The sequence below is a fragment of the Amycolatopsis tucumanensis genome (genome assembly GCF_021654135.1).
Taxonomy (GTDB): domain Bacteria; phylum Actinomycetota; class Actinomycetes; order Mycobacteriales; family Pseudonocardiaceae; genus Amycolatopsis_E; species Amycolatopsis_E tucumanensis.
The window spans coordinates 33,079-50,010 of sequence record NZ_JAKGSD010000008.1; the positions used below are offsets into that span (position 1 = coordinate 33,079).

Genomic DNA, 16,932 nt, shown 5'->3' on the forward strand with positions numbered 1-16,932 from the left:
CGCTCGTTCCGGCGAGAAAGGTCGGGGCCCTCCCTGCGCCGGCATGATCCGGATCAGGTGCGAACGGTCGCGGGGCGAACCCGCCTCTCAGCCCGGTGGACCCGGACTCCCGTGGCAACCGTGCAGCGTACCCGCCGCCGTACCACCATGGAGCACATGGCGGAACTACTGAGCGAAACCGAGATCTCCGAGGCCCTCAACAAGCTGCCGTACTGGCAGCGCGCGGGCGACGCGCTGGAGCGCACGGCCGAACTCGCCGACTTTCCGCAGGCCATCGCGATGGTCAACCGCGTCGCCGAGATCGCCGAGGGCGTGAACCACCACCCGGACATGGACATCCGGTGGCGCACCGTGACGTTCCGGTGCAGCACCCATTCGGCGGGCGGGATCACCGCGAAGGACGTGTCGCTCGCCGAACAGATCGACGGCACGATCGACGCGCTGTGATCTAGGCCGGACCGGCAACTTCGCGGCCGGTCCCGTGCGTTGCCCCTGGTGGAGGGAACGCACCATGAGGAAGGTTGTCACGCGACTGGCCGCCGTGGCGGCCGCCGTCGCCTTGTTGCTGGGAGTGCTCGCCGGGACCGCTTCGGCGGTCACGTCCACCGCCGTCGAACCGCCGGGCGAGACGCGCGCGGTGGTGGTCGGGACGCTGGCGTTCGGGTTGATGATCGCCGCGGCGGGGGCCGTGTTCTGGTACACGGCGCGACATCGGGGACCGCAGGAGTGATTTCGGTCACGTCGGCCGCCGGTCTGTAACGACAGGGGTGTCGCGGGCGCTGTCACGCGCGGAAGTCCCTGCTCACCCCGAGGTTCGCCGCCATGAACACCACGCCCGCCCTGTCGCCGGCCCAGCGCGCCTGGGTCACCGCTCTGGCCACCGTGATCACCCTGCTCGCCGTTCTCGTGCTCGCCGCGCTGGGCTGAGTTCCAGCAGGTCAAAGGCCCGCCGGTACCCCGGCGGGCCTTTTTCACGCGCAGTTGATCTGTGTCCATGACCACTCGTTGGTGACTTTTCCGTGTCCTATTCGTAATGTCACGGGCGGCCATCCCCCGAACGGCCGAAAAGTCCCCTCCCCGAAAATGGTGATCTTCCGAATGGTGGGTCGACATAGATCCAAAGCGAAATCGCTGAGAGTCCCCCTGGCGATCGGCCTGGCCGCGGCGTTCGTGCTGGGCTTCGCGGTCTGGCTGACCGGCAACTTCAGCAGGCAGGACACGGCCAGCATGGCGGCGCAGATGAAGCCGCTGCCGACGACCTCGGCCCCGACGAGCACGTCGAGCAGCACGACGACGCCGCCACCGCCTCCCCCGCCGGTGACGACGACGCCGCCGGTGGCGCCCCCGCCGTCGACCACTTCGAAGTCGACGCCGAAGTCCACGAAGACGACCCCGAAGACGACGACCAAGGCGGCGAACGCCTGCTCGTCGGTGCTCGAGGGCACATTGCCGCACGTGGCGAAGGTGGGCAACCACATCGCCGCGAAGTTCGGCGTGGACGACATCGGCGGCCGAGCGGGCCGCTCCGGCACGAGCGACCACCCCAGTGGCCTCGCGCTGGACTTCATGGTGGACACGTCCACGGGCAACGCCATCGCCGACTACCTGCTGGCCAACCAGTCCGAGTTCAACGTCAAGTACGTGATCTGGAGGCAGCGCTACAACGACGGCAGCGGCTGGTCGACGATGGAAGACCGCGGCGACGCCACGGCCAACCACTACGACCACGTGCACGTGTCGTTCGAGTCGAGCGGATCGGTGAACGTGACCTGCTGATCGGCGCGGGTTACGGGCTCGACGCCCGCAGTTCACGAGAGAACGCCCAGGCTTCCCCGGCCTGGGCGTTCTCTTGTTCTTTCGGTGTCGCCCAGCCGCCGGCGGCGGGCTCCGCTGTGCCCTGAGCAGGCGCCCTGCCACCTCAGCACGCCCCACCGCTCATGGTCCACCCGCCCTGCGGCGCGCGCACCGCCCACCAGCCGGCGCACCGCCCACCAGCCCCTGGAACCCCACGGCCCACCGGCCCGCCAGCCCCTGACACCCCCACAGCCCGCCGGCCCGTCAGCCGGCACACCATCCACCAGCCCCTGACACCCCCCGGCCCACCGGTCCGCCAGCCGGCACACCATCCACCAACCCCTGGAACCCCCACAGCCCACCAGCCCGCCAGCCGACACATCGCCCACGGCTCACCGGCCCGCGCACCGCCCACCAGCCCCTGACACCCCCAACGGCTCACCGGCCCGCCAGCCCGCGCACCGCCCGCCAGCCCGCGCACCGCCCACCAGCCCCACACCCCCCACGGCCCTCGCGCCGCCCCACCCCACCCCGCCGCGCCCGGAGACCGCGGCCCGGCGCCATGAGCTCGCGCTCCGTGGACCCAGGAGCTACTTTCGGTCACCTGATTCCCGCGGCTCGAACGTCCTGGACCGTGTCCCGCTGGTGGCACGGGCCCGTCGCGCTCGTCGTGATCGCCTCGCTCGCCGTCCAGCTGGCGCTGATCTTCACCGGCGGCGCCGACGCGAACTCCGGCCAGACCGGGGAGGCGCTCCGCCTCGGGGTCCGCCTGTGGCGGCTCTTCAGCTACTTCACCATCGAGAGCAACCTGCTCGTGCTCGCCGCCGCGCTGGTGCTCGTGTGGCGCCCCACCTTCGACGGCCCGGTCTGGCGCGTGGTGCGGCTGGACGCGCTACTGGGGATCCTCATCACCGGGCTGGTTTTCGCGATCATGCTGGCGCCCCAGGTGCACCTCACCGGAGCCGCCCTGGCCGCGACCGTCGGCTTCCACTACATCTCCCCGTGGGCGACGATCGCGGCGTGGCTGCTGTTCGGGCCGCGCCCGCGGATCTCGTGGTCGACGGTCGCGGGCGCCTTCGTGTGGCCCTTGGCGTGGCTCGTCTACATCTTCACGCAGGGCGCCTTCACCGACTGGTACCCGTACCCGTTCCTGGGACGTGACGGACCTGGGCCTCGGAGCAGCCATCCGCAACGCGGGCTCGTCGTGGTGCTCGCCCCGGCGTTCGCGGCACTGTTCAAACTCGCCGACGCCCGGATGCCGGCCCTCCTGCGAGACACGCCGACCCCCGACCACCGGGTGTCGGCCCCGCCGGAGCGATCGGCGCCGTAGGCCGGGTCAGACGTTGAAGCGGAACTCCACCACGTCGCCGTCGGCCATGATGTAGTCCTTGCCTTCCATCCGGACCTTGCCGGCGGAGCGCGCGGCGGCCATCGAGCCGGCTTCGACGAGGTCGTCGTAGGACACGACCTCCGCCTTGATGAAGCCCCGCTCGAAGTCGGTGTGGATGACGCCCGCGGCCTGGGGCGCGGTGGCGCCCTGCGGGATCGTCCACGCGCGGGACTCCTTCGGGCCCGCCGTGAGGTAGGTCTGCAGCCCGAGCGTGTGGAACCCGGCGCGGGCCAGCGCGTGCAGGCCGGGCTCGGTCTGGCCGACCGACTCCAGCAGCTCGCGCACCGACTCCTCGTCGTCGAGTTCGAGCAGCTCGGCCTCGACCTTCGCGTCCAGGAACACGGCGTCGGCGGGGGCGACCAGCTTCGTCAGCTCCTCGCGCTTCGCCTGGTCGGTCAGCACACCCTCGTCGGCGTTGAAGACGTACAGGAACGGCTTCAGGGTGAGCAGGCTCAGCTCACGCAGCAGCGCGGTGTCGACCTCCTTCTGCGCGGAGAACAATGTCCGTCCGCTGTCCAGGATGTCCTTCGCCTTCTGCGCGGCTTCCAGCGCGGGCCGGTTCTCCTTCTTCGTCCGGGCTTCCTTCTCCAGCCGCGGCAGCGCCTTCTCCAGCGTCTGCAGGTCGGCGAGGATCAGCTCGGTGTTGATCGTCTCGATGTCCGACGACGGGTCCACCCGGCCGTCGACGTGCACCACGTCCGGGTCGTCGAACACGCGGATGACCTGGCAGATCGCGTTGGCCTCACGGATGTTCGCGAGGAACTTGTTGCCGAGGCCGGCACCCTCGGACGCGCCCTTGACGATGCCTGCGATGTCCACAAAGGACACCGTGGCCGGCACGGTGCGGGCGGAGCTGAACATCTCGGCGAGCTTGTCCAGACGCTCGTCGGGCAGCGGCACGACGCCGACGTTCGGCTCAATGGTGGCGAACGGGTAGTTCGCGGCGAGCACGTCGTTGCGGGTCAGCGCGTTGAACAGGGTCGACTTGCCGACGTTGGGCAGGCCGACGATACCGAGGGTCAGACTCACGGCCCGAAGTCTACGGGGCGGGCCCACCACCCGGCCCGGCCGCCCGTTCACGGCCATGTCGGAATTCCGCCAGTCAGGCGCCTGACCTGCTGGCAGGATCGAACCCATGACAGCGATCGCCGCACCGGCCGAGCAGGCGCTCTGGCGCGACAACGAGCGGTGCTACCGCGCCGTCGCCTCGCGCGACGCCCGCTTCGACGGCCAGTTCATCACGGCCGTGCGCACGACCGGCATCTACTGCCGGCCGTCCTGCCCGGCGCTCACCCCGCGGCAGGAGAACGTGCGGTTCTACCCGACCGCCGCCGCGGCGCAGGCCGCCGGCTTCCGCGCCTGCCGCCGCTGCCTGCCCGACGCCGTGCCCGGCTCACCCGAGTGGAACGTGCGCGCCGACCTGGCCGCACGGGCCATGCGGCTGATCGCCGACGGCGTCGTCGAGCGCGAGGGCGTGCCCGGCCTGGCCCGCCGCCTCGGCTACTCCGAGCGGCAGCTCGGCCGGGTCCTCACCGCCGAACTCGGCGCGGGACCGCTGGCACTGGCCCGCGCGCACCGGGCCCACTCGGCGCGGCTGCTCATCGAGCTGTCCGAGCTGCCGCTGGCCGACGTCGCGTTCGCGGCCGGCTTCGCCAGCGTGCGGCAGTTCAACGACACCATCCGCGAGGTCTTCGCCCGCACCCCGTCGCAGCTGCGCACGGCCGCCGCCGCAGCACGCCGCCGCGCCGGCGCCGCCGAGCCCGAAGCGGGCACGGCCGGGACCCGGCTGTCCCTGCGGCTGCCGTTCCGGCCGCCGTTCGACGCCGCCGGGCTCCTCGGCTTCTTCGCCGCCCGGGCCGTGCCCGGTGTGGAGTCCGTCGACGAGCACAGCTACGCCCGCACCCTCCGGCTCCCGCACGGCGCCGCGACGGTGACGCTGACGCCGCAGGACGGGCACGTGCGCTGCGACCTCCGGCTCGCCGACGTCCGCGACCTCGGCGCGGCGGTCACCCGGGCCCGGCGCCTGCTGGACCTGGACGCCGACCCCGAGGCCGTCGCGCGCGTGCTCGCCACCGACCCGGCACTGGCCCCGGCGGTCGCCGCGACCCCGGGCATCCGCGTCCCCGGCGCCGCCGACGGCTTCGAGCTGGTGCTACGCGCCATGCTCGGCCAGCAGGTCTCCGTCGCCGCCGCGCGCACCGCCGCCGGCCGGCTCACCGCCGCGCTCGGCGAGCCGGTCCCGTGGCAGCCCGACCTCCTGCTGTTCCCCACCGCCGAGACGGTGGCCGAGCGAGGTCACGAGGTGCTGCGGGGCCCGAAGCGCCGGACCGACGCCATCCTCGGCGCCGCCGCCGCACTCGCCTCCGGAGACGTCGACGTGCACGTCGGACGCGACCCCGCCGAGCTGCGAGCCGAACTCCTCGCCCTCACCGGCATCGGCCCGTGGACCGCCGACTACGTGCTGATGCGCGTCCTCGGCGCTCCCGACGTGCTGCTCACCGGCGACCTCGTCCTCCGCAAGGGCGCGGCCGCCCTCAGCATCGCCGACGACATCCCCGCACTCACCGAACGCGCACAGGCGTGGCGACCTTGGCGGTCCTACGCCGGCATGTACCTGTGGCGCTCGAGCCAAGCCTGAACCCCGTCAAGGAGAACCGACATGAGCATCGCCCACTGGTCCACGACCGACACCCGGATCGGACCGTTCACCGCCATCGTCGCGAGCGACGGCGCCGTCCTGGCCTCCGGCTGGACCGCCGAACTCGGCGAACTGACTCCCCAGATCTCCCCCTCACTGCGCCCGTCCGACCTCCGCGAGAAGCGCGACCTCGGCGCGGTGAGCACCGCGATCCGCCGCTACCACGACGGCGAACTGGACGCGATCGACGACATCCCCGTGCGCCAGCGGTCCGGCGAGTTCCTGCAGCACGCGTGGGACGTGCTGCGCACGGTGCCCGCCGGCAAGCCGGTCACCTACACCGAGTACGCCACCCTCGCCGGCCGCCCCGCCGCCATCCGCGCCGCGGCCTCGGCCTGCGCCCGCAACGCCGCGGCGCTGTTCGTGCCCTGCCACCGGGTGCTCCGCATCGGTGGCGCGCTGGGCGGCTTCCGCTGGGGCGTGGACGTCAAGCGCTGGCTGCTCGACCACGAAACCCCGTACCGCTCCTGAAGTTCACGCCATCTGCAGCTCCAAACTCGACCCGGTGCGGGACTTGCGCACCCGCAACCGGGTCGGGATCCGCTGCCGCAGCTCCTCCACGTGGGACACCAGGCCGACCACTCGGCCTCCGGCCCGCAACTCGTCGAGGATGTTCATCACTACGTCGAGGGTTTCGGAGTCGAGCGTCCCGAAGCCCTCGTCGACGAACAACGTGTCCAGCAGCGAGCCGCCGGTCTCCGCCGCGACCACGTCGGCCAGCCCGAGGGCCAGCGCGAGTGACGCGAGGAACGACTCCCCGCCGGACAGCGTCTTCGCCGGACGGACCGTGCCGGAGAAGTCGTCCAGCACGTCCAGTCCCAGGCCGCCCCTCGTGCCGTGCGATCCGGCCGCATCGGAATGCACGAACGAGTAGCGGCCCTGGCTCATCGTCTGCAACCGCGCCGTCGCGGCGATGGCCACCTCTTCCAGCCGGGCCGCCAGCACGTACGACCGCAGCGACATCTTCCGCGCGTTCTGCCCGCGCCCGTTGACCACGTCGGTCAGCGCGTCGAGCTCGGCGAACTCCTCTTCCAGCGGCCGCAGCCGCTCGGTCGCGGCCGCCAGCCGCTCGGCCAGCGTGCCCAGGGCGTCGGCTTGGGCGGCCGCCGACCGCAGCACAGCCACCGCGGCCTCGGCTCGTTCCCGCGCCGCCTGGGCCTTCGCCCTCGCCGACTCGACGTCCACCTCGTCGTCCGGCCCGACCCCGAACAGCTCGGGCTCGTTCAGCGTGGCCCGCGCCGCTGCCTCTGCCTTCCCGGCGTCAGCCAGCCGTTTCTCCAGATCACGGACCGTCGCCTCGTCACGCGCGGCGGCCCGCATCTCCTCCACGGTCTCGAAACCGGCTCTCCACAGCGCTTCCCGAACCTCAGCGCGCTGACGCTCGAGCTGCTCAGCGGCGCTCGCAGCCGCGGACCGCGCCTCGGCGAGGGCGTCCAGCGCTCGCACGATTCCCGTCAGGTGCGCGCGCCGGGCGGCGACGTCGGGGTGCTCACCTCGCGCTTCCTCCAGGCGCCGGGCGCGTTCGGCGACGCGCTCGGTCAGCGCCCGGTGCTGGGTCTCGGCGGCCGTGGCCGCCTGCAGTTCGGCAGCGCGCTTCTCTTCCAGTTCCCGTTGCTCGGTCTCGGCCGCCTGCACCTGCTTCGCGAGCGGCGCCCGCTGTTTCGCCAGCGCGTCGAGACCCGCGATCTCCCTGCGCAGCAAGGAAAGTTCCTCGGTCAGCTGTGCGCCGTCCCGGCCCCGCAGACGCTCACGCAACGCCGCGAGCTTCGTTTCGGCTTCGTGCTTGGCCGCCTCCGCCGCCTTCCGGCGCCGCTCCGCCCGGCTCTCCGCCTCTTCGGCCGCCTGCTCCTGCTCCGGTGAAACAGCTTCGGGCGCCGCCATGGCCGGAGCCGGGTGGTCAGAGGAACCACACACCGGGCACGGCGAGCCGGACGTCAACCGGGACGCGAGCTCGGCCGCCATCCCGTCGAGCCGCCACCTCCGCAGTTCGAGGAACCGTTCACGCGCCTCCTGGTGCTGGTCGATGGCCTCGCGCGCCGCCGCTCCGGCATCCGCCACGACGCGCTCGGCCGCGGGCAGGCGTTCCGCGTCCCGGACCGCGGCGACCAGTTCGGACTCGCGCTTGCGGACCTCACCGAGCTTCGCCTCGGCGTCGATCGCGACGTCGAGCCGCCCCCGCAGGTCCCGCACGCGCTCCGGGATGCCCGCCAGCTTCTCCCCGAGCACCTGGACGCGGGCCCTGGCCTCGCTCGCGGCCTCGGCGTAGCGCTCGATGTCCCGTCGATCGCGCACCTGCTGCTCGGCCTCGGCCACCAGCCCGGCGAGCGCACCGGCCTCCTCGCGCAGCTTCCCGGACAGCTTGCGCAACTCCGCGGTGTCCGCCTGCGCGTCCGTGAAACCGGTCGCCACGAGGGCGGCTGCCTTGCGCTCCTCGGCCACGCGGGCTTCGTCCAGCTGCGTCGCGCACCGGTCCGCCTGTGCCGCGACACCCACCACTGCCGCCGCGCGCCTCGCCGCCTCGAGCTCGGCGGCCCAGCGCTGCCGTTCCTCTTCCTGCTCGGCCAGTGCCGCGAGCCGCCGGTGCGCCTCCCGGACCCGGCGCACGCGTTCCGCCGCCGACAGCCGCTCGGCCAGCAGCTCGTCAGCCGATTCACGCGCCGCCCTGGCACGTTTCTCGTCCTCGCGGGCCTGCTCCACACTGGAGCGGATCCGCTCGCCGGTGCGCGCGACCCAGCCCGCGACGTCCTCTTCAGGCACGTCCTCCCCGGCCACCTGGGCGAACCGCGCCGTCCACTCGCGCAGGTCCTGGCGCTGCTGGTCGAGTTCGCGCCGCCGGTCCGCCCGCCGCTCCCGGAGCCAGCCCTCGACCTCGGCGAACCGCTTGGTGCCGAAAAGCCGCTCCAGCAGCTTCTCGCGCTCGTCGGTGTCCGCGCGCAGGAAGCGGGCGAACTCGCCCTGCGGCAACAGCACGACCTGGAAGAACTGCTCCGCGCTCATCCCGAGCAGGCGCTGGACCGTGCGGCCGACCTCGTCGATCCGCGTCAGGCCCTCGGGGGGCTGGCCGGCGGGCGGCGGACCGACCCACCGGAGCACCGCCTTCGCCTGCTGCGTCGTCGTTCCCTCGCCACGCCGCTTCGGACGCTGGTACTCGGGGCTGCGCTGCAACCGCAGCCGCTGCCCCTGCACGGTCAGTTCGAGCACGACCTCGGTCGGCTCGTCCGGATCCGCCAGGTCGCAGCGCAGGCGCTTGACCTGACCGCGCGCACCGGGAACCGTGCCGAACAACGCGAACGCCACCGCGTCCAGCAGCGTCGTCTTGCCCGCGCCCGTGTCGCCGTGCAGCAGGAAGAGCCCGTCTGCGCCGAGCGCGTCGAAGTCGACGACCTCGCGGGACCGGTACGGTCCGAAGGCCGCCACCTCCAGCCGGTGCAGTCTCATGCCGCGTCCTCCCTGTCCGCCTTCTCCAGGGCCGTCCGGAGCAGCGCGGCTTCACGCTCGTTCGGCGGCGCGCCACGGCAGTCGTCGAGGAAACCGTGCGCGATCTCCTCGTCGGACCGGCCCCGCACCGCCGCGGCGTACCGCAACGCGGCGGACGTCTTACCGTTCTCCGGCTGCCACTCCAGATGCACGGCGTGCGGGAACCGCTCCCGCAGCAACCGCATCGCGTCCACCGGACGGACGGGGTCGGTGAGCGTGACCGACAGGTAGCACTCGGCCAGCTCGTCGTGCGCCGGGTCGGCGAGCAGGTCCGCGAGCCTGCCGGTGATCTTCGCGAGCCGGCGCGGAACCGGCAGCTCGTGCCGCCGCACGCCGGCGAGGCCGGACGCGTCGAGGTCCACGATCCACACCGATTTCCGTTGCTGCGCCTCGGAGAACGAGTAGGCGACCGGGCTGCCCGAGTACCGCAGGTGCTCGGCGAGCGTCTGCGGGCCGTGCAAGTGTCCCAACGCGACGTAGTCCGCGCCGTCGAAGACCGCGCCGGGAACCTGTTCCACACCGCCGATCGCGATGGACCGCTCCGATTCGGTCGGCGCGCCGCCGGTCACGAACGCGTGCGCGAGCACGACCGAGCGGGTTCCCGGCGCGCGATCCGCGAGATCGGCGCGGATGCGGCGCATCGCTTCGGTGAGCACGCCCGTGTGCCCGCGCGCGCCCGTAACGCCGAGCGCGTGCCGCGCCGGTTCCGGCTCCAGGTAAGGGATCCCGTAGAGCGCGACCGGCCCGTGCTCGTCGTCGAGCAGGACCGGGTCGGCGATCCGGTCGATCGTGGTCCGCAGGTGCAGACCGCCCGCGGCGGCGAACTCGCCGAACGCGCCCAGCCGCGGGGCCGAGTCGTGGTTGCCGGAGGTCAGGACGATGTGCGCGCCGGCGTGCCGCAGGCGGCTCAGGGCGCGGTTGGCGACCTGCACCGCCTCGGCGGACGGCACGGCGCGGTCGTAGATGTCGCCCGACACGAGGACGACGTCCACCCCCTCGGCGGCCACCACGTCCGCGAGGTGCGCGAGCACGGCGTCCTGCTCGGCGAGCAGGTCCAGCCCGTGGAAGGTGCGTCCGACGTGCCAGTCGGAGGTGTGCAGGAGTCTCACGTGGCCCAAGTTAGGAGGGGGGTCCGACAGAATCCCGCAGACACACCGCGATGCTTCACCCGAACGTGTGTTCGGAGTGGATCCGCGCGGCCGGGCCCCGTTTTTGTCGGTGCCCTCCGTCATGATGCGGTCACGTTCTCGACGATCAAGAAAGGAGGGCGGCAGTGGCCTCCACCGTGATCAGCACGGCAGCCGTCGCGATCGCTTTGGTCCTGGTCGTGGCGGTCGCTCTGCTGTGGCGGCTCTACGGCGACAGCATGCGCCGCGCGGACGCGGCGGCCCGCCAGGTCGAAGCCGAGCGGTCACGCGTGGATCAGCAGCAGGCCGCGCTGCGCAGGTACGAAGTGGCCTTCGCCTCGATCACCGGCAGGGGCGAGCTGGGCGAGCAGGTACTGGCGGAGACCGCGCGGGCGCTGGGATTGCGCGAGGGGCTGCACTACACACTGCAGACGGACCTGGGTGGCGGTGGATCGGCCAAACCCGACATGGTGCTGCGGGTCGGTGGCGACCGGGCCGTGCCGGTCGACGCGAAGGCGAGCCTGGCCTGCTGGGCGGAAGCGGTCGAAACCGACGATCCGGACGAGCGGATGGACGCGTTGCGGGTCCACGTGCGCAACCTCCGCTCCCGGGCCGCGGAGCTCGCGGGCAAGGGGTACCAGCGCTGGGCCGACGCGATCTACGGCACGGTGATGTTCGTGCCGTCCGACGCGGCCGTCGTGGCGGCGCTGGACACCGATCCCGAACTGCTGCGCTGGATGCTCGACCGGCGAGTGTTCCTGTGCGGACCGACCGGGTTCGCGGTGGTGGCGTCGGCCGCGCTGTTCGCCGCGAGCGACCGGGCGGTGGTGGACGACATCGAGCGGGTGCGGGCCGGCGCGGCGGCCGCGCACCGGGCAGCGGGCAACGCTGTCGAGGCTCTCAACCTCAGCAGCACCCACCTGCAGCGGTTCCTGTCGGCGCGCCGGCGGGAGATGGAGGCGCTCGAAGGGTTCCGGGCAGCCGTGGCGCCACTGTCGGACGCGGCCGCCAGCCCGACCGAGGTGGCGCCCATCCGAAGGGGGGACGAGATAGCCGCGAGCTAGCGAAAAATTCGCGTTACCGGCACGTTGCCAACACGGCCGGACGAGCCGAAACCCCTGATCACGACGGGTTCCCGTGGGGGCGCGCCAGTGGTCTGAACCGCATCCTCGCCGGGATGGGGAGCCAGTGGGGCCGGCTACAGGTTACGGTGTTGCCTCGTGACCGCCATTCCCGATCGCCGGAGCGATTCCGACGCCGACGACATCCCCGTGCCGTGGGATCAGCGTCCCATCGTCGGTGAACGCCGGGGCCTGCCGTGGTGGGGTGCCGTGCTCCTCGCCTTCGGGCTGGCGGTGATCGGCGCGGTCATCGACATGCAGACGCAGAACAAGCTCGGCTGGCTGTTCCAGGGCGCGTACTTCGTCGGCGCGGTGGGCGCGGTGTGCGGTGTGCAACGGCGCAGTCTGTTCGGGCCGATGGTGCAGCCCCCGCTGATTCTGGGGATCACCGTGCCCGGGGTCGTGCTGCTGGTCTCCGGGTTGCCGGACAACAGCGACATGCTGACGAAGGTGCTGGCGGTCGGCACGCCGCTGATCAACGGTTTCCCGACGATGGCGATCACGACGGGCTGCACCCTGGTGCTGGGCATCGTCCGGATCTACCGCGAGCGCGACCCGGACGCGAAGCCCAAGGCCGGCGACGGCAAGCGGCCCACGGACCCGAAGCGGCCCGGCGGCGAGGTTCGCGGCGGTGCGCCGCGGGGTGATGCGCCGCGTCGGCGTCGTCCCGCGGAGGACCGTGCCGGCTCGGAGGACCGTCCGGGTGGTGACGGCGCTGCCGCGGGTGCGGTCGCGGCCGGGCGTGGTGTGGCGGGGCGACGTCCTGGACGACGCCCGGTCGACGACGACCCGCGTCGCGCCGCGGACGACGCGCCTCGGCGCGGTCGGCGCGGTGCGGACGGTGGCGCGCGACGTCCGGCGGAGGACGACCCACGCCGGGACCCGGGCCTCCGGGACGACCCGCGCCGTGAGGCCCGCGGCGGCAAGACGCCGCCTCCGGGACGGCGCCCGCGGCAGCGCGGTGTGCCGCCGGAGGAAGCCGACCGCCGCGGCGGCGAACCACGCACCGGCGGCCCGGCTGCCGACCGCCCCCGCCGCGTCCCCCCACGAGGCGGTGACCCACGCCTGGACCCGCGCCGAGCCCCCGAAGGCCGCCGCGGAACCCCCCCACGCCGCCGCCCCTGGAACGACGACGCCTGAGCGGGCGGTCTGCCGGCTCAGGAACGACGACGCCTGAGAGTGCGGTCTGTCTGCTGAGGCAGCGGGCCGGGCTCAAGACACGACCACTCGTGAAACCGGAGCGCGCGGGCTAAAGCAAGGAACCGGGCTACGGAGACGGCACCTGAAATCGGAGCGCGCGGCTGGCGGCTGCGGCAGCGCGCCGGGCTCCAGACCCGAGACCGCAATCGGCCGACTGACCCAGGGGGGCCGGGCTCCTGCGAAGCGCCAGATCACGGCGTGCTGACGTTGAGGCGACCGCGCCGGGCTCCGGTAGGACGAGCGCCTGGGCCGTGGGGCCGACGGACGTCGAGGCTGCAGCGGGGACAAGCGTGGGCTGCAGCGGGACTAGCGCGGACTTCAGCGGGATTGGCGTCGGGGCTGTGGAATCGGTGCCGCAGCGCTGTGAAGTCAGTACCGGAGCAACCGGTGCGCAGAGTTCGGCCAGACGCAGCGCGCCGAGCTGGGCAGGGACCTAGCCGCCTTCAACAACCTCGGCGGTTCAGGGTTGCGGGCGCAGGGCAAGAGGCAGTTCCAGGACAGGGCTTGTCCCGGAACCGACCAACCGCCGCCCGCCGAATCCGACCGGCACCACCGGCCGGCGTGGTCAGACGCTTCGCAGCTCTCGGGGGAGCGCGAAGGCGATCTTCTCATTCGCGGTCGTCACTTCTTGCACTTCGCCCCAGCCGCGCTCGGACAGCCACGCCAGCAGGTCCATCACCAGCACGTCCGGCACCGACGCGCCACTCGTCACGCCGACCGTCGTCACGCCTTCCAGCCACTTCTCGTCGACCTCGCGGGCGAAGTCGATCAGGTGCGCGTCCCTGGCGCCGGCCTGCTTCGCGACCTCCACCAGGCGCTGGGAGTTCGACGAGTTCTTCGACCCGACCACCAGCACGAGGTCGCACTCCGCCGCCATCGCCTTCACCGCGGTCTGGCGGTTGGACGTGGCATAGCAAATGTCGTCGCTGGGCGGGTCCGCCAGGTTCGGGAAGCGGCCCTTCAGCTGGTCGACACGCTCCATCGTCTCGTCGACGCTCAGCGTGGTCTGCGACAGCCACACGACCTTCGACGGGTCCCGCACCTCGACCTTCGCCGCGTCCTCGGCCGTGTCCACCAGCTGCACGTGCGTCGGCGCCTCGCCGGCGGTGCCCTCGACCTCCTCGTGGCCCTCGTGGCCGATCAGCAGGATGTCGTAGTCCTCACGCGCGAACCGGTTGACCTCCTTGTGCACCTTCGTCACCAGCGGGCACGTCGCGTCGATGGTGCGCAGGTTGCGCTCCTCCGCCTCCGCGCGCACGGCCGGTGACACCCCGTGCGCCGAGAACACGACGAGCTCGCCCTCGGGCACCTCCGACGTCTCCTCGACGAAGATGACCCCGCGCTCCCGCAGCGACTCGACCACGTGCCGGTTGTGCACGATCTCCTTGCGCACGTACACCGGGGGCCCGTACAGCTCCAGGGCCTTCTCCACGGCGACCACGGCGCGGTCGACGCCGGCGCAGTAGCCACGCGGCTTGGCCAGCAACACACGCTTGACGGGCTCGGAGACAGCAGTCATACGTCCAGGGTACGGGCCGCGCGGCAGGCGAACCCCGCCCCCACCGGGCACCCCTCGCCCGAATTGTGTGCATCCCGTCACGTCGCCACGCCGCGCCGGTTGGGCTGAACCGTCAAGGTGCGGCACGCTGTACCCATGAAGCCACTCCCGCTTCCCCTCCGCGTCGCGGCGGGCCTGGCCGTCACCGCCGCCGAACGCGCCCGCGACCTGCCGAAGACCCTGCTCGGCCTGCCCGTCACGGTGATCTCCGGCGTGCTCCAGTTCTCCATGCGGATGCAGCAGCACGTCACCGAGCTGGCCATCCGCGGCGACGACGCCCTCGCCTCGCTGCGCCCCGTCGAGGACGCCCCGAGCTGGGCCACCTTCGACGAGGACCTGCCCGCCGACCAGCCGACCGAACAGCCGCGCGCCGACCGCAACGGCCACCGCCCGGACGCGGTGCTCGCCGACGTCGGCGACAGCCCCTGGGAACAGGAGGAACGCGCGCTGGGCGAGGAGCACGTCGAGGGCGAGTTCGATAGCCCGGCCGGCACCGGCGAGGGTCCGCTCGGCCTGTCCAACTACGACGAGCTCACCCTGCCGCAGCTGCGCGCCCGCCTGCGCCGCTTCTCCCTCGAAGAGCTCGAAGAGCTGCTGGAGTACGAGCGCGCCCACGAGAACCGCGCGCAGTTCGTCGGCATGCTGGCCCGCCGCATCACCAACGTGCAGCGCGCCAACGCCACCGGGGACACCGAGGCGGAGTGAGCGCCGAACCCACCTCCGCGGAGAACCCGTGGCCGGTCCGCACCGTCGCGCGCAAGATCGCCGAGTGGATCAACCGGCTCGGCTCGGTCTGGGTCGAGGGCCAGGTCACGCAGATCAACGCCCGCCCCGGCACCCAGACCGCGTTCCTCACCCTGCGCGACCCGGCCGCCGACGTCTCCATGACCGTCACCTGCCCGACCGGCCTGCTGCGCGGCATCGAACCGCCGCTGCGGGACGGCGCCAGCGTCGTCGTCTACGCCAAACCGACGTTCTACCTGGGCCGCGGCACGATCTCGCTGCGCGCGACCGAGATCCGCGCGGTCGGCATCGGTGAGCTGCTCGCCCGCATCGAACGGCTGCGCCGCCTCCTCGCCGCCGAGGGCCTGTTCGCCAAAGAACGCAAGCGCCGCCTCCCGTTCCTGCCCAAGGGCATCGGCCTGATCACCGGCCGCGCGTCGGCCGCCGAACGGGACGTGCTGGTCAACGCGCACGCCCGGTGGCCGGCCGCGCCGTTCCAGGTGGTCAACACCGCCGTGCAGGGCGTGCAGGCGGTGCCGCAGATCGTCAAGGCGCTGAAGATGCTCGACGCCGACCCGTCCGTCGAGGTCATCGTCATCGCGCGGGGTGGCGGCAGCGTCGAGGACCTGCTGCCGTTCTCCGACGAGACCCTGTGCCGCGCGGTCGCCGCCGCGCGGACCCCGGTGGTCAGCGCGATCGGCCACGAACCGGACACGCCGCTGCTCGACCACGTCGCCGACGTGCGCTGCTCGACCCCGACCGACGCGGGCAAGCGCGTCGTGCCGGACGTCAAGGAGGAGACCGAGCGGGTCCGGCAGATGCGCGACCGGGCCCGCCGCGCGCTGCACGGCTGGGTGGACACCCAGTGCCGCCTGCTCGACCAGCTGCGCAGCCGCCCCGTGCTGGCCGATCCGCTCGGCCCGATCAACCGGCGCGCCGACGAGGTCGAGCTGCACCGGGAACGCGGCCGCCGCGCGGTGCTCAACCTGGTCTCGCACGAGCAGGCCGCCATCTCCGGCGCGCGCGGCAAGCTGACCGCGCTCGGACCGGCCGCGACCCTCGAACGCGGGTACGCGGTCGTGCAATACCGGGACGACGCAGGCAACCTCCAGGTACTCCGGCACATCTCTGAAGTAGCGGACGGAACTCCGCTGCGCGTGCGCGTCGTCGACGGAGCGGTGCACGCGGTCGCGAAGTCCACCGAACCAGGGGAGTAGGAAGTGCTGCGTTCCGCTCGGGCGACGTTCCTCCCGCTCACCACGGACGCCGCGGCCCGGGCCGGGGCGCAGGCCGTTCTCGACCGGGCGGGCGCCGCCGAGGCCGCGGCCGGCGCCTGCTGGGCGTCGCTGCTGGCCGGGTGCGCGGTGCCGGGCCGCTGGGATCTGGACGCGCGCCTGCGTCAGCTGTCGGAAGCGACCTCGGCCTTCGTGGGCGTGAAGTGGTGGTTCAACGAGGGCGCGCCGCACCGCAGGCGGGTCGCGCAGGCGCAGGGGTCGATCGAACTGGCGATCACCGAGGGTGACGGCCAGGAGTTCGCCACGGCGTTCGCCGGTTACGACCACGCGATGGCGAGCGCGGTAGTGTGCGCTCGTCGACCCGCGAGGAGCACAACCCGGTGACCGAAGAACTCGGCTATGAACAGGCCCGCGACCAGCTGATCGAGGTCGTCCGCGAGCTGGAGGCGGGCGGTTTGTCCCTGGAGCAGTCGCTGGCGCTGTGGGAGAAGGGCGAGCACCTCGCCAAGCTGTGCGAGCGTCACCTGGAAGGCGCGCGCGAGCGGATCGAGGACGCGCTCAAGTCCGTCGAGGACGAAACCAGCGACGAAGGGTGACATTCGCCATCAC

At 72.5% G+C, this 16,932-nt stretch carries 17 protein-coding genes and 1 riboswitch; of the genes, 12 read left to right on the top strand and 5 right to left on the bottom strand.

Annotated elements, in window-relative coordinates:
• Window positions 1–12: 12 nt before the first annotated feature.
• Window positions 13–123, bottom strand: a riboswitch (TPP riboswitch).
• Between the two features lie 33 nt (window positions 124–156).
• The gene (locus L2C96_RS10970) at window positions 157–447 is read left to right on the top strand and encodes a 4a-hydroxytetrahydrobiopterin dehydratase (protein WP_237336070.1); all 291 of its coding nucleotides are present in this window, start codon (window positions 157–159) and stop codon (window positions 445–447) included.
• Window positions 448–511: 64 nt separating this feature from the next.
• Window positions 512–730, top strand: coding sequence for a hypothetical protein (locus L2C96_RS10975; RefSeq protein WP_237336071.1), 219 nt, complete (start codon window positions 512–514; stop codon window positions 728–730).
• 241 nt (window positions 731–971) lie between these two features.
• On the opposite strand, the gene L2C96_RS45035 is transcribed toward L2C96_RS10975, so the two are convergent.
• On the bottom strand, window positions 972–1,472 hold the full coding sequence (locus L2C96_RS45035; RefSeq protein ID WP_308191145.1) for a hypothetical protein: 501 nt from the start codon (window positions 1,470–1,472) through the stop codon (window positions 972–974).
• On the opposite strand from L2C96_RS45035, the gene L2C96_RS45040 reads away from it, so the two are divergent.
• Window positions 1,456–1,776, top strand: a complete 321-nt coding sequence (locus L2C96_RS45040) for a VldE C-terminal domain-containing protein (protein ID WP_308191146.1) — start codon at window positions 1,456–1,458, stop codon at window positions 1,774–1,776. The genes L2C96_RS45035 and L2C96_RS45040 overlap by 17 nt on opposite strands.
• A 652-nt stretch (window positions 1,777–2,428) precedes the next feature.
• Window positions 2,429–3,124 (top strand): Pr6Pr family membrane protein, encoded by a 696-nt coding sequence (locus L2C96_RS10985; protein ID WP_237336073.1) that lies wholly within the window; start codon window positions 2,429–2,431, stop codon window positions 3,122–3,124.
• Window positions 3,125–3,130: 6 nt separating this feature from the next.
• Here the strand turns inward: L2C96_RS10985 and ychF are convergent, their stop codons facing one another.
• Window positions 3,131–4,213 carry a redox-regulated ATPase YchF gene (gene ychF / locus L2C96_RS10990; protein WP_020422316.1) on the bottom strand — a complete coding sequence of 361 codons (1,083 nt, stop codon included), beginning with the start codon at window positions 4,211–4,213 and terminating at the stop codon, window positions 3,131–3,133.
• A gap of 106 nt (window positions 4,214–4,319) precedes the next feature.
• Here ychF and L2C96_RS10995 point away from each other — a divergent pair, with 106 nt between their 5' ends.
• Both L2C96_RS10995 and L2C96_RS11000 read left to right on the top strand, forming a co-directional pair.
• Window positions 4,320–5,822: a DNA-3-methyladenine glycosylase 2 gene (locus L2C96_RS10995; RefSeq protein WP_237336074.1), complete on the top strand. Its 1,503-nt coding sequence runs from the start codon at window positions 4,320–4,322 to the stop codon at window positions 5,820–5,822.
• A 21-nt stretch (window positions 5,823–5,843) separates the two neighbouring features.
• Window positions 5,844–6,353: a methylated-DNA--[protein]-cysteine S-methyltransferase gene (locus L2C96_RS11000; RefSeq protein ID WP_237336075.1), complete on the top strand. Its 510-nt coding sequence runs from the start codon at window positions 5,844–5,846 to the stop codon at window positions 6,351–6,353.
• A gap of 3 nt (window positions 6,354–6,356) precedes the next feature.
• On the opposite strand, the gene L2C96_RS11005 is transcribed toward L2C96_RS11000, so the two are convergent.
• Together L2C96_RS11005 and L2C96_RS11010 are read right to left on the bottom strand one after the other, a co-directional pair.
• A complete protein-coding gene (locus L2C96_RS11005; RefSeq protein WP_237336076.1) occupies window positions 6,357–9,320 on the bottom strand; it encodes an AAA family ATPase in 2,964 nt (987 codons plus the stop codon).
• Entirely contained in the window at window positions 9,317–10,468 is a 1,152-nt protein-coding gene (locus tag L2C96_RS11010) for an exonuclease SbcCD subunit D (protein ID WP_020422320.1), read from the bottom strand. Before L2C96_RS11010 ends, L2C96_RS11005 begins: the two co-directional genes overlap by 4 nt.
• Window positions 10,469–10,632: 164 nt before the next feature.
• On the opposite strand from L2C96_RS11010, the gene rmuC reads away from it, so the two are divergent.
• Together rmuC and L2C96_RS11020 are read left to right on the top strand one after the other, a co-directional pair.
• Window positions 10,633–11,550, top strand: a complete 918-nt coding sequence (rmuC, locus tag L2C96_RS11015) for a DNA recombination protein RmuC (RefSeq protein WP_020422321.1) — start codon at window positions 10,633–10,635, stop codon at window positions 11,548–11,550.
• Between the two features lie 156 nt (window positions 11,551–11,706).
• Window positions 11,707–12,747, top strand: a complete 1,041-nt coding sequence (locus tag L2C96_RS11020) for a DUF6542 domain-containing protein (protein WP_237336077.1) — start codon at window positions 11,707–11,709, stop codon at window positions 12,745–12,747.
• A 625-nt stretch (window positions 12,748–13,372) separates the two neighbouring features.
• On the opposite strand, the gene L2C96_RS11025 is transcribed toward L2C96_RS11020, so the two are convergent.
• Window positions 13,373–14,326: a 4-hydroxy-3-methylbut-2-enyl diphosphate reductase gene (locus L2C96_RS11025; RefSeq protein ID WP_039791852.1), complete on the bottom strand. Its 954-nt coding sequence runs from the start codon at window positions 14,324–14,326 to the stop codon at window positions 13,373–13,375.
• A gap of 135 nt (window positions 14,327–14,461) precedes the next feature.
• Here L2C96_RS11025 and L2C96_RS11030 point away from each other — a divergent pair, with 135 nt between their 5' ends.
• The 4 genes from L2C96_RS11030 to L2C96_RS11045 are packed head-to-tail and all read left to right on the top strand — an operon-like array spanning window position 14,462 to window position 16,919.
• Entirely contained in the window at window positions 14,462–15,070 is a 609-nt protein-coding gene (locus L2C96_RS11030) for a lipid droplet-associated protein (protein WP_020421451.1), read from the top strand.
• Window positions 15,067–16,305, top strand: a complete 1,239-nt coding sequence (xseA, locus tag L2C96_RS11035; protein ID WP_237336078.1) for an exodeoxyribonuclease VII large subunit — start codon at window positions 15,067–15,069, stop codon at window positions 16,303–16,305. The genes L2C96_RS11030 and xseA overlap by 4 nt, the downstream gene beginning before the upstream one ends.
• Window positions 16,306–16,308: 3 nt before the next feature.
• Complete coding sequence (locus L2C96_RS11040; RefSeq protein WP_020421453.1) at window positions 16,309–16,707, top strand: hypothetical protein; 399 nt, start codon at window positions 16,309–16,311, stop codon at window positions 16,705–16,707.
• A complete protein-coding gene (locus L2C96_RS11045) occupies window positions 16,704–16,919 on the top strand; it encodes an exodeoxyribonuclease VII small subunit (protein WP_020421454.1) in 216 nt (71 codons plus the stop codon). Before L2C96_RS11040 ends, L2C96_RS11045 begins: the two co-directional genes overlap by 4 nt.
• Window positions 16,920–16,932 lie beyond the last annotated feature (13 nt).